The organism is Streptomyces sp. NPDC093568, from assembly GCF_044764945.1.
Taxonomy (GTDB): Bacteria; Actinomycetota; Actinomycetes; order Streptomycetales; family Streptomycetaceae; genus Streptomyces.
On the sequence record NZ_JBIWJD010000001.1, the window covers coordinates 367955 to 386530 of the forward strand.

Annotated in this window: 15 protein-coding genes; 9 read left to right on the forward strand and 6 right to left on the reverse strand. The window is 72.7% G+C overall.

The window, feature by feature from the left end:
- The first annotated feature begins 127 nt into the window (after positions 1 to 127).
- Positions 128 to 1498 carry a M14 family zinc carboxypeptidase gene (locus tag ACIRD7_RS01575; RefSeq protein ID WP_403448232.1) on the forward strand — a complete coding sequence of 457 codons (1371 nt, stop codon included), beginning with the start codon at positions 128 to 130 and terminating at the stop codon, positions 1496 to 1498.
- On the forward strand, positions 1495 to 1902 hold the full coding sequence (locus ACIRD7_RS01580; RefSeq protein ID WP_403448234.1) for an SSI family serine proteinase inhibitor: 408 nt from the start codon (positions 1495 to 1497) through the stop codon (positions 1900 to 1902). Before ACIRD7_RS01575 ends, ACIRD7_RS01580 begins: the two co-directional genes overlap by 4 nt.
- Before the next feature lie 72 nt (positions 1903 to 1974).
- Here ACIRD7_RS01580 and ACIRD7_RS01585 read toward each other — a convergent pair whose 3' ends face one another.
- Both ACIRD7_RS01585 and treY read right to left on the reverse strand, forming a co-directional pair.
- Positions 1975 to 3225, reverse strand: a complete 1251-nt coding sequence (locus ACIRD7_RS01585) for a M14 family zinc carboxypeptidase (protein ID WP_403448237.1) — start codon at positions 3223 to 3225, stop codon at positions 1975 to 1977.
- A gap of 332 nt (positions 3226 to 3557) precedes the next feature.
- A complete protein-coding gene (treY, locus tag ACIRD7_RS01590; RefSeq protein WP_403448239.1) occupies positions 3558 to 5921 on the reverse strand; it encodes a malto-oligosyltrehalose synthase in 2364 nt (787 codons plus the stop codon).
- Between the two features lie 81 nt (positions 5922 to 6002).
- On the opposite strand from treY, the gene ACIRD7_RS01595 reads away from it, so the two are divergent.
- Complete coding sequence (locus tag ACIRD7_RS01595) at positions 6003 to 7310, forward strand: MFS transporter (protein WP_403448242.1); 1308 nt, start codon at positions 6003 to 6005, stop codon at positions 7308 to 7310.
- On the opposite strand, the gene glgX is transcribed toward ACIRD7_RS01595, so the two are convergent.
- Positions 7307 to 9433: a glycogen debranching protein GlgX gene (gene glgX, locus ACIRD7_RS01600; RefSeq protein ID WP_403448245.1), complete on the reverse strand. Its 2127-nt coding sequence runs from the start codon at positions 9431 to 9433 to the stop codon at positions 7307 to 7309. The genes ACIRD7_RS01595 and glgX overlap by 4 nt on opposite strands.
- Before the next feature lie 192 nt (positions 9434 to 9625).
- On the opposite strand from glgX, the gene ACIRD7_RS01605 reads away from it, so the two are divergent.
- The 4 genes from ACIRD7_RS01605 (at position 9626) to ACIRD7_RS01620 (ending at position 14063) form a co-directional block, all read left to right on the forward strand.
- Positions 9626 to 10441 carry a Tat pathway signal sequence domain protein gene (locus tag ACIRD7_RS01605; RefSeq protein WP_403448248.1) on the forward strand — a complete coding sequence of 272 codons (816 nt, stop codon included), beginning with the start codon at positions 9626 to 9628 and terminating at the stop codon, positions 10439 to 10441.
- Between the two features lie 145 nt (positions 10442 to 10586).
- On the forward strand, positions 10587 to 11897 hold the full coding sequence (locus ACIRD7_RS01610; RefSeq protein WP_403448250.1) for a copper amine oxidase: 1311 nt from the start codon (positions 10587 to 10589) through the stop codon (positions 11895 to 11897).
- 102 nt (positions 11898 to 11999) lie between these two features.
- Positions 12000 to 13238, forward strand: coding sequence for an SAV2148 family HEPN domain-containing protein (locus ACIRD7_RS01615; RefSeq protein WP_403451605.1), 1239 nt, complete (start codon positions 12000 to 12002; stop codon positions 13236 to 13238).
- 102 nt (positions 13239 to 13340) lie between these two features.
- Positions 13341 to 14063, forward strand: a complete 723-nt coding sequence (locus ACIRD7_RS01620) for a 3'-5' exonuclease (RefSeq protein WP_403448253.1) — start codon at positions 13341 to 13343, stop codon at positions 14061 to 14063.
- A gap of 40 nt (positions 14064 to 14103) precedes the next feature.
- On the opposite strand, the gene ACIRD7_RS01625 is transcribed toward ACIRD7_RS01620, so the two are convergent.
- Positions 14104 to 14607 carry a YbaK/EbsC family protein gene (locus ACIRD7_RS01625; RefSeq protein ID WP_403448255.1) on the reverse strand — a complete coding sequence of 168 codons (504 nt, stop codon included), beginning with the start codon at positions 14605 to 14607 and terminating at the stop codon, positions 14104 to 14106.
- Positions 14571 to 15536, reverse strand: a complete 966-nt coding sequence (locus tag ACIRD7_RS01630; protein WP_403448258.1) for a DMT family transporter — start codon at positions 15534 to 15536, stop codon at positions 14571 to 14573. The genes ACIRD7_RS01625 and ACIRD7_RS01630 overlap by 37 nt, the downstream gene beginning before the upstream one ends.
- A 93-nt stretch (positions 15537 to 15629) precedes the next feature.
- Here ACIRD7_RS01630 and ACIRD7_RS01635 point away from each other — a divergent pair, with 93 nt between their 5' ends.
- The gene (locus tag ACIRD7_RS01635; RefSeq protein WP_403448261.1) at positions 15630 to 16544 is read left to right on the forward strand and encodes a LysR family transcriptional regulator; all 915 of its coding nucleotides are present in this window, start codon (positions 15630 to 15632) and stop codon (positions 16542 to 16544) included.
- Between the two features lie 19 nt (positions 16545 to 16563).
- On the opposite strand, the gene ACIRD7_RS01640 is transcribed toward ACIRD7_RS01635, so the two are convergent.
- Positions 16564 to 17427 carry a phosphotransferase enzyme family protein gene (locus ACIRD7_RS01640; RefSeq protein WP_403448263.1) on the reverse strand — a complete coding sequence of 288 codons (864 nt, stop codon included), beginning with the start codon at positions 17425 to 17427 and terminating at the stop codon, positions 16564 to 16566.
- Between the two features lie 169 nt (positions 17428 to 17596).
- On the opposite strand from ACIRD7_RS01640, the gene ACIRD7_RS01645 reads away from it, so the two are divergent.
- Complete coding sequence (locus tag ACIRD7_RS01645) at positions 17597 to 18532, forward strand: carbohydrate ABC transporter permease (protein WP_403448266.1); 936 nt, start codon at positions 17597 to 17599, stop codon at positions 18530 to 18532.
- The last annotated feature ends 44 nt before the right edge of the window (positions 18533 to 18576 follow it).

Consider the following 18576-nt stretch of genomic DNA (forward strand, 5'->3'; position numbering starts at 1 on the left):
GCCCCGGCCTCCGCCTTACTCAAGGCCGGGCGCAAGTCCCTTTGCCTTTCGCGGTGTTGACGTAGTCGTCAACTCGTGACTGACTGTGCTTACACCATGCACACCAGGTGAACCGACGGCACCACATTTGTGGAGGTGTGCCCTGCCGCCACTCCTCCGCTACCCGACCGTCGACGAGCTGGGCGCCCGGGCGGCCGCGCTCGTCGCCCGCCGCCCCCGCGAGACGCGACTGCGCCGAGTCGGGACGTCCCGCGCGGGCACACCCCTGTGGCTGCTGTCCATCGGCCACGGCAGCCGCCAGGCCCTGATCGTGGCCGGCCCGCACGCCAACGAGCCCGTCGGCGGCGGCACCGTCCTGCGCCTGGCCGAACGCGTGCTCGCCGACCCGCGTCTGCACGAGGGCGCCGACGCCACCTGGAACCTGCTGCTGTGCCTCGACCCCGACGGCCTGCGCCGCAACGAGGGCTGGCTGCGCGGCCCGTACGCCCTCGGCGGCTACTTCCGGCACTTCTTCCGGCCCGGCTTCCTGGAACAGCCCGAATGGCTGCCCGACGGCGCGGACGCCGCCACCCTGCCCGAGACCTGTGCCCTGCTCGAACTCCAGGACGAGCTGCGGCCCTTTCTCCAGTGCTCCCTGCACGGCGTGGACGTGGGCGGCGGGTTCGTCGAGCTGACCCACGACCTGCCCGGCCTCGCCCAGCGCGTCGCGCACTCCGCGGCCCGCCTCGGCATCCCGCGCGAACTCGGTCCCTACGACACCCTGTACTGGCCGGAACTGGGGCCCGCCGTGTACCGGATCCCGCGGCCGCGCCGGGGCGACCTGGCCGCCGCCATCACCGAGGCGGCCGTCGAGTCGACCTGGTTCCATCCGCACCGGCACGGCACGGTCACGGCGGTCGTCGAGGCCCCCATGTGGGGTGTGGCGGGGGTGGAGGACGCCTCCCGGCGCGCCGATGAGGAAACGGTCCTGCGCAAGGTGAGCCACACCCTGCGCCACGACTCCCGCCTCCTGCAACGGCTGCTTGAGCGCCTGCGGCCGCACCTTCCCGCCGGTCCGGAGACGGCCCGGCTGCTCGCCCCGGTGGACGACTATTTACTGGTCTGCCCAGGGCTCGCCGACACCTGGGACCCCGATGTCCAGGACCCCGTCGGCGTCCACCCCCTGCCCCCGCTCAGCGCCGCCCACCTGGCCGCCCTGCGCATCGCCGGACGGCGGCTCGCCCTGCGGACCGCCGGGCTGCTCCACCAGCTCGTGACCGCCGCCGGGCGCGATCCGGCCGGGGTGCTGCCGGAGCTGGACCGGCGGATCGACGAGTGGTGCGACGACTACCGCGACGGCTGCGGCGCCCGCTGGATCCCGGTGGCACGCCAGGTGGAGTACCAGGCGCGGGTGGTGCTCGCCGCGTTCGAACTCGCCGGACGGCACGCGCCCGCGTGCTCCCGTTCGGGTGAGTCGGGGTGGAACGCCGGGGCCGCCGTGCCGATACACCGGGAATGACGCGACGCATCACATCGGTACGAGGCGGCCTGCTCGCGGTGGCCGCCGCCCTCACCCTCGGCACGACCACGCCCTCGGCGGCCGCCCAGGACTCGGGCAACTGGCTCTTCGTCACGGTCACCCGCGGCGACGGCGGCCACCACGAGGCTCCCGGCAGACTGCTGCTGTGCGACCCGCCGACGGGCCACACCAAGGCCGCCGAGGCCTGCGCGGATCTCGACCGGGTGGGCGGCGACATCAGCCGGCTCCAGCGGAAGGACGCCTTCTGCCCGATGGTCTACGCGCCGGTGACCGCCCACGCGCACGGGGAGTGGAACGGCCAGCCGGTCGAGTACCGGGAGACGTTCTCGAACGGGTGCGGGATGGCGGCCCGGACGGGAGCGGTGTTCGCGGTGGACGGCTGAGCCGGGGGCCTGCGGCCCGGCGGGTCGTCGCGGCGGCACGTGGCCACACGCGCGGGTGAGGCGGGCGCGGGCTCAGGCCGCCCGTTCACGCGCGTGCAGTGCCGCCGCGACGACCGTGCGGGACTGGTGCTCGACCTGGTGCTCCAGGGGCACCCAGCGGGCCCGGAAGCGTTCGGCGAAGGCGTCGCTCCAGGTCGCCACGAGGTGTTCGAGACGCGGGGCGCCGCGGTCCTCCGTCTCCTGCAGAACGCGCAGCAGCATGGCCGCGGCCCGCAGCGGCAGCCGCCGCCCGAAGGCGTCCACGCTCCCGACGTACGCCATGGTGTCGCCGGGGGGCGGCGTGTGCGTCCAGTCGGCGGCCAGCCCCGGCATCAGTTCCAGCGCCCACCTCGCGGCCCGCAGCAACGGCCCGTCGACGCCGTCCAGCCGGGGGAGCGCCTCGGTGAGCACCCGGTCGACCTCCAGCGAGTCCCGCAGCAGCCGGGCCCCCAGCCTGCGCAGCGCCCGGGCCGGGTCGGGATGCGGAGCCGGGTCGTCCACCAGGTCGCTCGCCCACATCGGCACCTCGACGACCGCGGTCAGCCCGCCGTACCGGTGCACGTGGAACCAGGTGCTGCTGCGCGCGTCGTCCGGCATGCTCGGATACGCCGCCCCCGCGCCGGGCGCCGGCATCACATGCACCCCGGGTCCGGCCGCGGGCCAGCCCGCCGCGTCCGAGGCGCCGGTCTCCACCGGGATGTGCAGCTCGGCCGCGGACTTCGCGAAGGGTTCGGCGAGTCCGGGGACGTCCTTGGTCAACTGCACCCAGCTGCCGCCCAGATCGGTGCCGTGCAGGGTCACCTGGAGGTAGGGCCGCAGTTCGTCGATGACCCGGGTCAGCACCCGGGTCTCGGGCGGCAGGCGGTCCGGCGGCAGCGCGGCGGGCGCCCACTCGGGCTGCTCCGGGGCGGCGGGCCGGAAGAAGCCGAGGTGGTAGTCGAACAGGCTGCGGGGCGCCGGGGTGACGTGCAGGCTCGCCCCGTCCGGATCCGCGCACAGCAGGAAGTGCCAGGAGATGTCGGCCCGCAGCTCGCGCTCGCGCAGAACCCTTTCGGCGAGCGCGAGCAGCGTGGGCCCGCCGGTCGGTTCGTTGGAGTGCGCGCCCGCGACCACCAGGACGGCGCGCCGGGCGTGACCGATGGACAGCAGGTGCAGGGGCCGGCCCGCCCGGGAGGCTCCCACCTGTCTCAGCGTGCACAGTCCGGGTCGGTGAGCCGCCAGGGCGCGGGCGGACAGCACCAGTTCGGCGAGGGTGGGGTAGCGCAGCTCCGGCAGAAGACTCACCCCCGTCACGTCCGCCCGGCTTCGCAATCCGCAGTACCCCATGCTCTGGTTGACCTGTCAAGGACTGCACAGGGAGGCTCCCCGGGGCGCCCAGGTGCATTCGCCGCCGGGCGACGGCCGCGACGGGCACCGGCTGGGGCGCCGGGCCGGTCCTGCCGGGGTACCGCAGGCCGTTGTCCTGCGCCGACGCACGGCGCAGGGCCAGGACGGGGGGCGGACCGCGCCGCTCATCACCACGCGCCGGCCGTCCCGCGCGAATCCCGGGGGTGTGTGCGGGTCCGGGCCGGTCGCGGGCGTGGCCGCACTGCGCGTGGGACACCGCGGGTGCCGGTTCAGCCCGCTTCCGCCCCGCCGACCCGCTCCAGCAACGCCACCGGCAATCGTGCGAAGAGCTCCTCCACGCGCGCGTGCCCGCTGAACTCCCGCTCCGGGGCCAGCACATCGGCCCACCGGCCCGGAGGCAGCGGCAGCAGCGTCTCGCCCCAGCCGCCCGACCGCGCCAGCCGCAGCGACAGCCGCGTCACGGCGGTGACGACTTCCCCGGACCGCGCGAAGGCCACACAGTGGGCGGCCGCCGCTCCCTCGGCGGCCAGGGGCGTGTACGACGCCGAGTCCCCGAACACCTCGGGCCGGCGCCGGCGCAGCCGGAGCGCCGCCGCCGTCACCGCGCCCTTGTCACCCGGGTCCGGGTGCGGGAACTCCGCGACCCGGCGGTTGTCGGGGTCCACCAGCGCCCGGTACTCGCCCTCCGTGCCCTGATAGACGTCCGGCACGCCCGGCATCGTCAGCTGCGCCAGGGCCATGCCCAGCGTGTTCGCCCGGATGTGCGGCTCCAGCCGGTCCCGGAAGGCCGCCACACGCTCGCCCGGCGCCCCGCACGGCCCCGCCGCCACGAACGCCGCCACCGCCTCCTCGTACGGTGGTTCCTGCTCGGTCCAGCTGGTGAACAGCCCGGCCTCCCGGACATGCTTCAACAGCGCACCCTGAACACGCTCCACGTCCCCCTCGCCGAGCCCGAACACCGTCTGCCAGGCGGCCCAGGCGAGCTGCGCGTCCGGTACGCCCTCGCCGTCGAGCGTCACCTCGGTCAGGACGTCGGCCCAGCGCTCCGGGCACTCGGTGAGCACCGCGAGCGCGGCCCGTACGTCGGCGCTGCGCTTGGTGTCGTGCGTCGACGCCACCGTCCCGGTCAAGGGCCAGTCGCGCTGCAGGCGCGCGCAGTACGCGTGGAAGTCGTCCGGCGAGACCGCGGGGCTCCCCGGGTTCCCGCCCACCTCGGTCGCCGACAGCAGCGGCACATAGCGGTAGAACGCCGTGTCCTCCACGGACTTGGCCCGCAGCGCCGACGCCGTCTGCGCGAACCGGGTTTGGAACTCCGCGTGTTGCGGCCCGTCCCCGGCCCGCCTCAGCACCAGCTCGCGTACGACGTCGACGGCACCGGCCTCCTCGGGCACGACGAACGCGAGCCGGGCCTGTGCCGCGGCCTCCTCGGTGACCACACGGGCCGCGTCGCCGGAGGCGTAGGGCCGGTAGACCTCCAGCCGCACGAGGAGTTCCTGGAGCGCGGTGCGCAGCGCCCAGGGCGCCCGGTCGCGCAGCGCGGGCTCCGGGGACGTGACGCACACCCGGTTCGCGGCCCGGGTCAGGCGGTCCATCTCCGCGGCCAGCTCGTGCGTGAGCACCTTGTACGCCGCCCTGCGCACCGTCGCCTCCCAGTCGCCGCCCCGGTCCGTCTGCGGGGCCGCGAACCGCCGGTACTGGCCGAGGAGTTCACCGAAGCCCGCCGGGTCGGTGAAGAGACCGTCGACGTACCGCAGGGCGTCGTAGCCGGTGGTGCCGGCGACGGGCCAGGAGGCCGGCAGGTGCTCACCGTCCGACAGGATCTTCTCCACGACCGTCCAGCGTCCGCCGGTCGCCTCGTGCAGGAGCCGGAGATAGCCGTCGGGGTCGGCGAGCCCGTCGGGATGGTCGACGCGCAGCCCGTCGATCACGCCCTCGCGCAGCAGCTGGAGGATCTTGGCGTGCGTGGCCTCGAAGACCCCGGGATCCTCCACCCGCACCCCGATCAGCTCCGAGATGCTGAAGAACCGCCGGTAGTTCAGCTCCGTTCGCGCCAGCCGCCACCACACCGGGCGGTACCACTGCGCGTCCAGGAGCTGCGGCAGCGGCAGTTCGCCGGTGCCCTCCCGCAGCGGGAACACCTGGTCGTAGTAGCGCAGGACGTCGCCGTCCACCTCCAGGCGGCCGAGCTCCTCGCCCAGCGGGCCTCCCAGCACCGGCAGCAGCACCTGGCCGCCCTGCGCTTCCCAGTCGATGTCGAACCAGCGCGCGTACGGCGACTTGGGGCCCTCGCGCAACACCTCCCACAGGGCGCGGTTGTGCCGCGGGGCCATGGCCATGTGGTTCGGCACGATGTCCACCACCAGGCCGAGACCGTGCTCGCGCGCGGTGGCCGCCAGCGCACGCAGCCCCTCCTCGCCGCCCAGTTCCTCGCGCACGCGCGCGTGGTCGACGACGTCGTAGCCGTGCCCCGATCCGGGCACCGCCTCCAGGACGGGGGACAGGTGCAGATGCGAGACGCCGAGCGAGGCCAGATACGGCACGGCCGCCGCCGCGGCCCCGAACGGGAACGCGGGCTGCAGCTGGAGTCGGTAGGTGGCGGTCGGCACCGTCGGTTCGGGTCGCTCAGGTGTCATGGAAACCTACGTACCCGCCCCGGCGCGCTTCGTGTCATCGTCCCCTCCACGTGGGCCCACGCGCGTGCCTAGCTTCGAGCGATGAGGAAGACGGGGACCACGGCGGACGGCGGCGCGTCGGCGAACTACCGCGAGGTGATCGCTCTGACCGGGCCGCTGCTGCCGGTCCTGTCCTTCCTGGCCCGGCTGCCGACCGCCACGATCCAGTTCGGCAGCGTGCTGCTGGTCGCGCGGACCAGCGGCTCGCTCACGGCGGCCGGACTGACCGGCGGCGCGCTCGCCCTCGGGCAGGTGGCGTGCGGCCCGTTGGTGGGCCGGCTCGCCGACCGCCGCGGCCAACGGGCGGTCGTGCTCGCCTTCTCCCTCGCCAACGCCCTCGCGATCGCCGGCCTGGTCGCCGGCGCGCTCGCCGGGCTGCCGACGCCGGTACTCGCCGTCCTCGGTGCGGCGGCCGGGGCCACCGTGCCGCAGATCGGGCCCATGGCCCGAACCCGGCTGGTCGCCCTCGCCCGCCGGGCCGGGGCCCGCGAGAGCACGGTGGGCGCCGCGTTCTCCTTCGAGAGCACCCTGGACGAGATCTCCTTCGTCCTGGGGCCCGCCCTGGTCGGCATGGCCGCGGTGACGGCCCATCCCGGGTACGCGCTGGGCGGCGCGGCGGCGCTGGTCGGCCTGTGCGGAACGGGCTTCGCGCTGCACCGGACGGGGTCGGTCGCGCCGGTGCCGGAACGTCGGGACGGCCCCGCCCCGACGCCCCAGGAGTCACGGAACACCACCCGTGTCCCCCGCTCCGTCCACTCCCTCCGTGCCGCCCTCGCCCTCCAGGGCGCCATGTTCGGTGCCTGCCAGGCGGGCATCACCGCCCTCACCGAGCGGCTCGGGCAGCCGGACCAGGCGGGGCTCGTGTACGCCGCCATGGGAGTGATGAGCGCCGTCGCGGGCCTCTCCATGGCCGCCCTGCCGGCCCGCGTGGGGCTGACCGCACGCCGGCGGACCGCCACCGCGGCCGCGTTCGCGCTGTCCCTGCCGCTGCTGTGGGCCGACGGTCTGCCCGCCCTCTACGCCACCGTCACGGTCCTCGGTGTCGCCTACGCGCCGCACCTCATCACGGTGTTCGGACTCACCGAGCGCGTGGTGCCGCCCGCGCGGCTCGCCGAGGCGATGGCGGTGGCGACGAGCGCGCTGGTCGGCGGCCAGGCTCTGGCGGTCGCCGGCACCGGCCGCCTCGCCGAGTCCTACGGTCCCGCCGCGGCCTTCGGGGCGGCGAGCCTCGCCGCGGCCCTCGCGTGCGTCATCGCGCTGACGGCGCGCCCGGCGTCGTACACCGGACGCACCGCCGCGGGCGACCGCCACGCGCGCGTGCCCGACCAGCCGCCGAGCCCGTCGCGCTAGACCGGCCGCTGGAGCACCGTCATGCTCCGGTCCACCAGCGTCAGCCGGTCTCCGTCCGCCACCTTCTTGCCCTCGCCCGGAGGTACGCCGTCCGGGCGGGCGGTGTCGACCACGACCTGCCACTGCCGTCCGTGGTTGACGGGCACCACGAAGTCCAGCGTGCGCGGCGAGGCGTTGAACATCAGCAGGAACGAGTCGTCGGTGATGCGCTCCCCGCGCGACCCCGGTTCGGAGATCGCGTTGCCGTTGAGGAACACCGTCAGCGCCGACGCCCGCGCCGAGTCCCAGTCCTGCTGGGTCATCTCGCGGCCCTCGGGAGTGAACCAGGAGACGTCCGACAGCTCGTCGTGGGTCCCCTCCACGGGCCGGCCGTGGAAGAAGCGGCGCCTGCGGAAGACGGGATGGTCCTTGCGCAGCCACACCATCGCGCGTGCGAAGGCCAGCAGCCCCTCGTCGCCCTCGCCCTCCTCGCCAGGGGCCGGCCACTTCACCCAGGCGAGTTCGTTGTCCTGGCAGTAGGCGTTGTTGTTGCCGCGCTGCGTGCGCGCGAACTCGTCGCCGTGGCTGATCATCGGCACGCCCTGGGACAGCATCAGGGTGGCGACGAAATTGCGCATCTGGCGGGCGCGCAGCTCCAGGACCGCCGGATCGTCGGTCTCGCCCTCCGCGCCGCAGTTCCAGGAGCGGTTGTGGCTCTCGCCGTCGCGGTTGTCCTCGCCGTTGGCGTGGTTGTGCTTGTCGTTGTACGCCACCAGGTCGTGCAGGGTGAACCCGTCGTGGCAGGTCACGAAGTTGATGGAGGCCAGCGGGCGGCGGCCGTCGTCCTGGTAGAGGTCCGAGGAGCCCGTGAGCCGGGAGGCGAACTCCGCCAGCGTGCGCGGCTCGCCGCGCCACAGGTCCCGTACGGTGTCGCGGTACTTGCCGTTCCACTCGGTCCACAGCGGCGGGAAGTTGCCCACCTGGTAGCCGCCCTCGCCCACGTCCCACGGCTCTGCGATCAGCTTCACCTGGGAGACGATCGGGTCCTGCTGCACCAGGTCGAAGAACGACGACAGCCGGTCCACCTCGTGGAACTGCCTCGCCAGGGTGGCCGCGAGGTCGAAGCGGAAGCCGTCGACGTGCATCTCGGTGACCCAGTAACGCAGCGAGTCCATGATCAGCTGGAGGACGTGCGGGGACCGCATGAGCAGCGAGTTGCCGGTCCCGGTGGTGTCCATGTAGTAGCGGGGATCGTCCGTCAGACGGTAGTACTGCGCGTTGTCCAGGCCCCGGAACGACAGCGTGGGACCCAGGTGGTTGCCCTCGGCGGTGTGGTTGTAGACCACGTCGAGGATGACCTCGATCCCGGCCTCGTGCAGCGCGCGCACCGCCGACTTGAACTCCAGCACCTGCTGGCCGCGGTCGCCCCAGGAGGCGTACGCGTTGTGCGGCGCGAAGAAGCCGATCGTGTTGTAGCCCCAGTAGTTGTTCAGGCCCATGTCGACCAGGCGGTGGTCGTTGACGAACTGGTGGACCGGCATCAGCTCCAGCGCCGTCACGCCCAGCTCGGTGAGGTGCTCGATGACCGCCGGGTGCGCGAGGGCGGCGTAGGTGCCGCGCAGTTCCTCGGGCAGCCCCGGGTGGCGCATGGTCAGGCCCTTCACATGGGCCTCGTAGATCACAGTGTGGTGGTACTCGGTGCGCGGGCGGCGGTCGTCGCCCCAGTCGAAGTACGGGTTGACCACGACCGACGACATCGCGTGCGGTGCCGAGTCGAGGTCGTTGCGCCGGTCGGGTGCGTCGAAGTGGTAGCCGTACACCTCCTCGCCCCAGCGGATCGAGCCGCTGATCGCCTTCGCGTACGGGTCGAGCAGCAGCTTCGCGGAGTTGCAGCGCAGCCCGCGCTCGGGGGCGTACGGGCCGTGCACCCGGAAGCCGTACCGCTGCCCCGGCATCACGCCCGGCAGGTACGCGTGCCGGACGAAGGCGTCGCTCTCGCGCAGTTCCACCGCCGTCTCCGAGCCGTCGTCGTGCAGCAGACACAGCTCTACTCGGTCCGCGGCCTCCGTGAAGACCGCGAAGTTCGTGCCGGCGCCGTCGTAGGTGGCACCGAGTGGATATGCCTCTCCAGGCCAGACCTGCATGGACACGACTCTTTCAGCTAGGGCACGCCGTCGGGGGCGCCTTGGCGACGAGTCTCCCGGAAAGTGATGGAACCACCTATGACTTACGTCCCTCTTACCGGGCGACCAGTGCAGACGCGGGTACGCCAGCAAGGGCGTACCGGTGGGGCCCGACACGTACTCCCGGGAACGTACGGGGAGTAGGGGGAAGATGTGCGCAAGATAGTGCACCGCCATCTGGGCAAGGTGGTGGCGGGTGCGGCCATCGCGGTGGCCGGAACGGCCGTGATGGTCGGAATCACTCTGCCGGGCACGGCGGGGGCCGACGAAACGGGAGGGACCAACGGGGGTCAGGCCGCATCGCAGGCGGCCCAGGGGCAGGAGGCCGGCGCGGTGCCGCCGGGCGTCGTCGAGCAGGCCCCGAACGAGGGTGACAAGGGCACGGGCAACGACCCGCTGACCGACGACGAGATGGAACGGGCGGCCAAGCTCGCGGCGAGCCCGCAGATGCGCAGGGCCGGCGAGGACGTCGAAGGCGGACGCGGCCCGCAGCGCCTCGGCGTCGACATCGCCGAGCCGGACGCCGACGAACTGGACGACGCGAACTCTCCGCGCCGTGCCGAGGTGTCGTTCTACGACTACAAGGCCGACGCGCTCGTCACCAGGATCGTCAACCTCGACACCGGGAAGGTCGAGCAGACCTCCACCGAGCACGGCGTCCAGCCGCCGCTGAGCCGTGACGAGTACGCCGAGGCGGCGAAGCTCCTGATCGCCGACCCGCTGGGCGCGGACATGAAGGCGGACTACAAGGACGCCACCGGCAAGGAGCTCACCTCGCCGGACCAGCTGCTGCTCAACGGCGCCGTGTACCGGGCCGCTCCGGGCGCCCAGCCGGCCGTACTCGACAAGTGCGGCGAGCACCGGTGCGTGCGGCTGTTCCCGAAGGTCAAGAACGGGCCCTGGATCGACGCCCGGTCCTTCGTGATCGACCTGAGCGCCCGCAAGGTCGCGAAGCTCGACATGCGCTGAGCCGCACTCGGTTCACTTTTCCAACTCGCACACCGGGTCCGTGCGCTTCGCGTACCGGCACCTCGTGCACCTGCACCTCACCAAGGTGCACCCCACGTACTTGCACCTCACGTACTTGCATCTCCTGTTAGGGAGTCACTTTTCCATGCGCGTGAACAGAATGAGCCGTGCCCGCAAGGGCGCAGCCGTAGGCCTGTCCGTGGCCGCGCTGGCCGCCGGCGCGACGACCGGCGCGGGATCCGCCTCCGCCCAGCCGAAGAACGCCCCCGCGCCGGCCGCCGAGTGCAGCGCCGACTACCGCATCGAGCAGAAGCTCACCGGCGGCACGACCTGGCGGATGTGCTGGCGCTACGACGGCAAGGCCGGGCTCGTCCTGGACGACATCTCCTACCAGCCCAAGGGCGAGACCAAGCCGATCAAGGTCCTCAACAGCGCCCGGCTCGGCCAGATCCACGTCCCCTACGACGACGGAAGCGTCGAGTACGACGACCTGACGGGGTTCGGCTTCGCCCAGGGGCTGATGAACCTGGCGCCCGCCGAGTGCCCCGGCGGCACCATCAAGACCGTCAAGGTCCCCGAGGCCTGGCAGGACCCGAACGTCAAGGGCCTGTGCACCACGACCCGCGCGCGGGGGCACGCCTACCGCATGCAGGGCGACACCGCGAACAAGGTCTACCAGGCCCAGAGCAAGGACCTGCTCGTCTACACGGTCAACCAGGTCGGCTGGTACGAGTACATGACCGAGTGGCGCTTCCAGGACGACGGCACCGTCACCATGAACGTCGGCGCGACCGGCAGCCTGTCGTTCGAGGACTACGACGCCGGTGACGGCCGTGGCTGGCCCATCGGCAAGGGCGACCGCGCCAAGGCCACCAGCCACAGCCACAACGTCTTCTGGCGGCTCGACTTCGGCCTGGACGGCTCCACCAAGAACCGTGTCGAGCAGTACGACTCGACGGTGACCGCGCCCGCCGCCGGTGACCGCGCGCCGAAGACGAAGACCACCGTCAGCAAGGTCGGCAAGGAGCTCGCGGGCGACGCCAAGGCCTACCGCTGGTGGCGCATGGTCAGCGCGACCGGCAAGAACAAGGACGGCCACGCGCGCTCCTACGAGATCGTCCCCGGTGCCACCACCAAGTACCCGGGCCGCAACTTCACCAAGCACGACGTGTACTTCACCGAGTACGACAAGTGCGAGAAGTTCGCCACCAACAACCCCGGTTGCGGCAACGGCCACCCCAAGTCCGTCGACAAGTGGGTCGGTGGCCAGAACCTCACCCACCCGATCACCTGGGTCAACGTGGGCTTCCACCACATCGCCCGGGACGAGGACCAGCAGCCCATGCCGGTCCACTGGCAGGGATTCTCCATCCTTCCGCGTGATGTGACCGCTATGAATCCGCTCACTCCGAGCGAGCTCGCCTGGCAGAACGGGCACTGGCGGCCGCGCAGTTGAGAAACGACGTGTCCATCCGGCTGCACCGCCCACCGCTCCCGGAGTACCCTTCCTTGATCGTTGGGACGGGGAGTGCTCGGGGGAGCGGAAGGCGGTGCGCGGGTGGGCTCGGGAGGGCTGGAGTTGCCCCCTGGTGACGAGGGTCACGAGGGGAACTCCACAGAGGTCCCGCCCGGCACGGTGTCCCTGGCGAGGCCGATGGAGACCAGCTCCATCGGCCCGGAGCTGGACTGGGACATCGACGCATGGCGCGAGGTGCGTACGCGCGCCCAGCGAGCGGGCCGGGCCTACATCTGGCTGAACCTCGTCGAACAGCGGCTGCGCGCGGTCGTGGCCGCTGTGCTGCGCCCCATCTACGAACCCGTCCACGGCGACGACTGGGTCGTCGCGGCCGCCGGACCGGCCGGACAGGAGTGGGTGCAGCGGGCGGTCGCCGTACGCGAGGTCAGCCGCCGCAAGGGCTACTTGCTGGACCCGGCCGACGACAACGTCCTCAGCTTCCTGACGCTGCCGCAGCTGCGCGAGCTGATGGTGCAGCACTGGCCGTGCTTCGAGCCGTACGTCGACGACCGCCGGGACGTCGAGCTCGCTCTGGACGAGCTCGAGGTGAGCCGCAACGTCGTCTCGCGCAACCGCGCCCTGTCCGAGGCGGTCCTCAACCAGGCCGAGCGGGCCTCGGCGCGGCTGCTGGAGGTCCTCGGTTCGGGCGGCGACGTGCCTTCCGCGCGCCGGCTGCCCATCGACGCCGTCGAGGACCTGGTCGGCGACCGCTACGCCGACGTGGTCGCCGTGCACCCCGACCGGGTGCGGCTGCTGCGCCAGTTCCCGGCGGAGGACATCTTCGGCGGTGCGCGCCGGCTCGACGCCATCGGCATCGGCCTCAACCTGCTCGTGCAGAACTTCTCCGGACGGCGCCTGGTGCGCCTGGCCGAGTCGGGCTGCCGGGTGCGGCTGCTGTTCCTGAACCCGGCCTCCAGCGCGGTCAAGCGGCGCGAGCGCGAACTCGGCATCAAGCGGGGCGAGCTCAGCCGGGCGGTCGAGATGAACATCCTGCACATGCGCCGGGTGCGGTCCCGGCTGCGCGACCCCGGTGCCTTCGAGATCCAGGTCTTCGACGAGACACCCCGCTTCACGGCCTACCTGGTGGACGGCGACGGCGCCGACGGCGTCGCGGTTGTGCAGACCTATCTGCGGCGGATGCGAGGTCTGGAGGCGCCGGTCCTGGTGCTGCGCAACGGCAGCAAGGTGGTCAAGTCGGACGAGATCGACGAAGGCGGGCTCTTCCCGACGTATCGCGAGGAGTTCGAGCTGATGTGGGCGGATTCGCGGCCGGTGTCCTGAACCGTTCCGACGGGCTGAGCGGAATGCGATCCTCTGGTTGTCAGTGGCACATGGGAAGGTGGAGACCACTGGGGGACGCACCACAAGAAGGGGGACCCGCCCATGGGCTGGCACCGTGAGCTGTTGATCGGCTTCGACCTGGAGACGACGGGGACCGATCCGCGCGAGGCGCGCATCGTGACGGGGGCCGTGATCGAGGTCAGGGCCGGACAGCCCATAGGGCACAAGGAGTGGCTGGCCGACCCGGGCGTGGAGATCCCGGCGGACGCGGTCGCGGTCCACGGCATCAGCAACGAGCGCGCGGCCGCCGAGGGCCGCCCGGCCGACCAGGTGGCGGGCGCCATCGCGGACGCCCTCGTCGGGTACTGGAAGACGGGCGTGCCGGTCGTCGCCTACAACGCGGCCTTCGACCTGAGCCTGCTCTCCGCCGAACTGCGCCGCCACGGACTGCCGTCGCTGCGCGACCGCCTCGGCGGCTCGGAGCCCGCCCCGGTCATCGACCCGTACACCATCGACCGCTGGGCCGACCGCTACCGCCGCGGCAAGCGCAACCTCGAAGCGGTCTGCCGCGAGTACGGCATCGCCCTCGACTCCGCACACGACGCCTCCGCCGACGCCCTCGCCGCGGCCCGGCTCGCCTGCGCGATAGCCGACCGCCACCCCAAGATCGCGTCCCTGGGCCCCGCCGAACTGCACCGCCGCCAGATCGAGTGGTACGCCGAGTGGGCAGCCGACTTCCAGGACTTCCTGCGCCGCAAGGGCGACGCCTCGGCGGTGGTCGACGGGACTTGGCCGGTGCGGGAGCCGGCGGGGGAGACGGTCTGAGAGGTGGCGGCTCGACCGGCACCGGCACCGGCGCCGTGTGTCACGCCGAGGGCGGGCCCGCGACGTGTTCGATGCGGGGGTTGGCCAGTCGTTCGTAGTCGGGGCCGGAGATCAGCAGGGACCGGTCCAGGCGGGCCGCGTTGAAGTACAGCTTCGGCTGGGTCACGACGGCCGGGTCGGCGACGACCTCGAGGTCGGGGTCGAAACTGAACGGCAGGACGGTGCCGGGGACGGCGCGGGCCAGCCGCTCGGCGGTCTCGGGGTCGCTGAAGCCCACGTAGCGCGCGTCGAACAGCGCCCGGACGGCGTCCAGGTCCACCCGCCGGTCTCCGGGTACGACCGCGAGGACGTGACGTGTGGTGCGGCGGTCCACCTTGACCCGCAGCACGATGCACTTCGCGGCCTCGGACGCCGGGTGCCCGCGCAGGGCGCAGACGGCTTCGGTGCTGCCTTCGGGTGCGTGGTCGATGAGCCGGTAGTCGACGTGGGAGGAGTCGAGCAGGGAGATCAGGTGGTCGTAAGTGTCGTGGGGGTGCTCGGGCATGCGGGGTCCTTGCTGAGGGCGGAGGCGGAGGAGGGTCGGGGAACAGGTGCGGCGCGGTGCCTTCGCTCCACCGCCTGCCCCCAGTACGTGCCGGCGACCATGAGGGCCGCGCCGAGGCCGGTGAGCGGGGTGAGGTGGTCGCCGCCGAGGGCCACGCCCACCGCCACGGCCCACACCGGCTCGGTGCCCAGCAGCAGGCTGGCCCGGCTGGCGGAGGTGCGCTGCACGGCCCAGGTCTGGGCGAGGAAGGCGAACACGCTGCAGAACAGGGCGAGATAGAGCAACTGCGCCCAGGTGGCCGGGTCCGCCCGGACCAGCGTCGGCAGCTCGTGCGCCGTGACGGGCAGGAACAGAGCGGTGCCGACGAGGGTCTGAACGGTCGTCAGGTGCAGGGGCCGGACCGCCCGCCCCGACGTGAAGCGGCCGACGAGGGCGACGTGCCCGGCACGGACCAGCGCGGCGCCGAGCATCAGCAAGTCGCCGAGGCGGGGCGCGTGGAAGCCGTTGCCGGACATCAGCAGTCCGACGGCCAGGACGCACACACCGGTCGCCGCGAAGAAGGAGAGAGGCAGCGCGCCGCGGTGGCCGCCGCGGTCCAGGAGCGGGGTGAGGACGATGGTCAGGCTGATGATGAGACCGGCGTTGGCGGCACTGGTGTGGGCGACGCCGTACGTCTCCACGACCAGGACGGCGGCCTGGGTCACCCCCAGGGGCAGACCGGCCCGCAGTTCCTCCCGCGTCCACCCCCGCGACCCGCGCCGCCGGGAGGCGATCAGGCCGAGGCAGGTGACGGCGGACAGGGCGTAGCGGGCGAGGAGCACGAGCAGGACGGGGAGCGCGGCGGTGGCCGTCTGGGCGGACAGATAGCTGGAACCCCAGACGAGCGCGACCAGCAGGAGTACCGCATCGGTACGGCGAACGTCGGACACACGCCCTACGGTGCAACGAAGGCCTCCTTGTAGCCCAGTACCTCCTTCTACAACGATCATTTAGCGGAGCTACATTGTCCCTACACTGACGCCATGGACGAACGACAGCTGCGGATCCTGCGCGAGCTCGGCGAACTGGGCAGTGTCACGGCGGTGGCCGACGCGCTGCTGGTGACACCGTCGGCGATCTCCCAGCAGCTACGACTGCTCCAGCGCGCGATCCCGGTGCCGCTCACCGAGCGCCAGGGCCGCCGGCTGGTGCTCACCGACGCCGGGCAGGCGCTGGCGGGCGCGGCCGTCGAGGTGGAGACGGCCCTGGCGCGGGCACGGCACACCGTCGAGGAGTTCGTCGGGCAGCCGGGCGGGGAGGTCTCGGTGGCGGCGTTCCACAGCGCGGGCACCGCGCTCTTCCCGTTGCTGCTGCGGTCCCTCGCCGGACCGGGCAGACCCGTGCCGAGGCTCGCCGACGAGGACGTGCCGCAGGAGGACTTCCCGCGTCTCACCCGGGAGTACGACATCGTCCTCGCCCACCGCCTGGAGCACGCCCCGCCGTGGCCGGACACGGTGGCCGCCACGACCCTGTTGCGCGAGCCCCTGGACGTGGCGATGCCCGCCGACCACCCCCTGACCGCGAAGCGCCGCGTCACCCCGCGCGACGTGGCCGACGAGCCGTGGATCACCGTGCACGACGGCTTCCCGGTCCTGGCGGTCATCGAGGCCGTCGCCGCGGCAGCGGGCCGCCGCCTCCATCTGGCCCACCGCATCAACGAGTTCACGGTGGTCGCCGAGGTCGTGGCGGCCGGCGGGGGCATCGCGCTGATGCCGCGCTGGACGATGCGCCGGCATCCGGCCCTGGTCCTGCGGCCGCTCAGCGGAGTGCGGGCCCACCGCCACATCGACGCCCTCTACCGTCCGGAGCGCACGGCCAGGTCGGCGGTCCGCACCGTACTGACCGAACTGCGCCGGGCCGCACGCGACATCCAGAACAGGGAAGCGCCGACGGGGTGACACGGCGCCGGCGGTGAGCTCAGAACGGATACCACCGCACCGTCTCGTCCCCACCCCGCAACGACGCCACCCGCCGCTCGAACTCCGCCAGCGCCTTCGGATTGCTCGGCGCGTGCTGGGCGATCCAGGCGCAACTGGCCGTCTCCCGGGCCCCCCGCAGCACCGAGCAGCCCTCCCACTCCCGCACATCCCAGCCGTACGTCCCGACGAACGAGTCGTAGGCCGCCGCGGGCAGTCCGTACCGATCCCGGGAGAGCGCCATCACCACCAGGTCGTGCTCGCGCAGGTCGAGGGAGAAGGTCTCCAGGTCGACCAGCACCGGGCCCTGCGGCCCCACGTGCACGTTGCGGGGCAGCGCGTCCCCGTGGATCGGCCCCGGGGCCAGCCGAGGTGTCAGTCCCGCCGCGGCCGCAGCGAACCCGTCGCGCCGCTCCCGCAGATACGCCGCGTCCGCCGGATCGATCGCGTCCCCCGCCAGCCGCAGCCACCGCTCCACGCCGCCCAGCAACTCACGGGGCGGCAGCTCGAAGGACGGCGCGGGCAGGGCGTGCACGACCCGTAGCAGTTCGGCCAAATCCCGTGGCTCGGCGGGCCGGAGCGGATCAGGCAGCCGGTGCCACACGGTCACCGGGTGCCCCTCCACCAGCAGCGCCTTCGGCTCGGCGGCCCGCACCGCGGGCACGCCCGCCTCCGCCAGCCACACGGCGATGTCGAGTTCGCGCCGCGCCCGGTCGAGGAGTTCCGCGTCCCGGCCCACCTTGACGACCAGGTCACCGGCGGCGAACACCGCGTTCTCGCCCAGGGCGAGCAGCCGCGCGTCCCGTGCCGGTCCGGGCAGTACGGCCGCCGCGGCCAGTACGTCCCGCGCCCGTGCCTCGTCCATGGTCCGCCTCCGTGTGGTTGTACGCCCGCGTGGACGGCGTCGGAATCCCGCCATCGCCGCTCAGTCTCGCATTTCCACAGGTCGGACCGCGTGCGCGCGGCCTTGACGGGGTACGGCGCCTTCACGACCATGACGGGGCCCACCCGAGCCGCGCGAAGGGGCTGACTCCGTGGCATTGGTGACCGAGGCGGACAGGCCGGTGAGACGTGCGCCGGGCGGCAAGGGGCGGCGGCGCGTGATGGATCGCGGCGCCTGGTTCCTCGTACTGCCCGCGCTGATCCCCATCCTGATCCTCAGCGTCGGACCGCTGCTGTACGGCATCCTGCTGGCGTTCACCGACGCCCAGTCCGGGCGGACCCAGGCCACCCGGTGGATCGGCGCCCTCAACTTCCGGGACCTGCTGCACGACACGCTGTTCTGGGAGTCGTTCCGGATCGGTCTGGTGTGGGCGGTCGGGGTCACCGTGCCGCAGTTCCTGCTGGCGCTCGGCCTCGCCCTCCTGCTCAACCAGGACCTGCGCCTGCGCTGGCTGGCCCGCGCCCTCGCGATCGTCCCGTGGGCGATGCCCGAGGTCGTCGTCGGTGTCATGTGGCGGCTGGTCTACAGCCCCGACGCCGGCATCCTCAACGAGACCCTGCGCGACCTCGGCCTCGGCGACGGCCGCGACTGGCTCAGCGGGCTCGGCACGGCCCTGCCCGCCGTCATCGTCGTCGGTATCTGGGCGGGCATGCCGACCACGACGGTCGCCCTGCTCGCCGGCCTGCAGAACACCCCGCGCGAACTGCACGAGGCCGCGGCCGTGGACGGCGCCGGCGCCTGGCGCCGCTTCCGCACGGTCACCTGGCCCGCCCTGCGACCCGTCGCCCTCTCCATCACGGCGCTCAACCTCATCTGGAACTTCAACTCCTTCGCCCTGGTCTACGTGCTCACCAGCGGCGGCCCCGGCGGCCGCACCCGCCTGCCGATGCTGTTCGCCTACGAAGAGGCCTTCCGCTACGGCCAGTTCGGCTACGCGGCGGCGATGGGCTGCGTGATGGTCGCCCTGATCTCGATACTCCTCGCCGTCTTCCTGGTCGGCCGGCTCAGGGGAGGCGACGACGCATGAGGAGCAGTGCGGGTATGAGGCGCGGTCCGGGTATGAGGAGCACT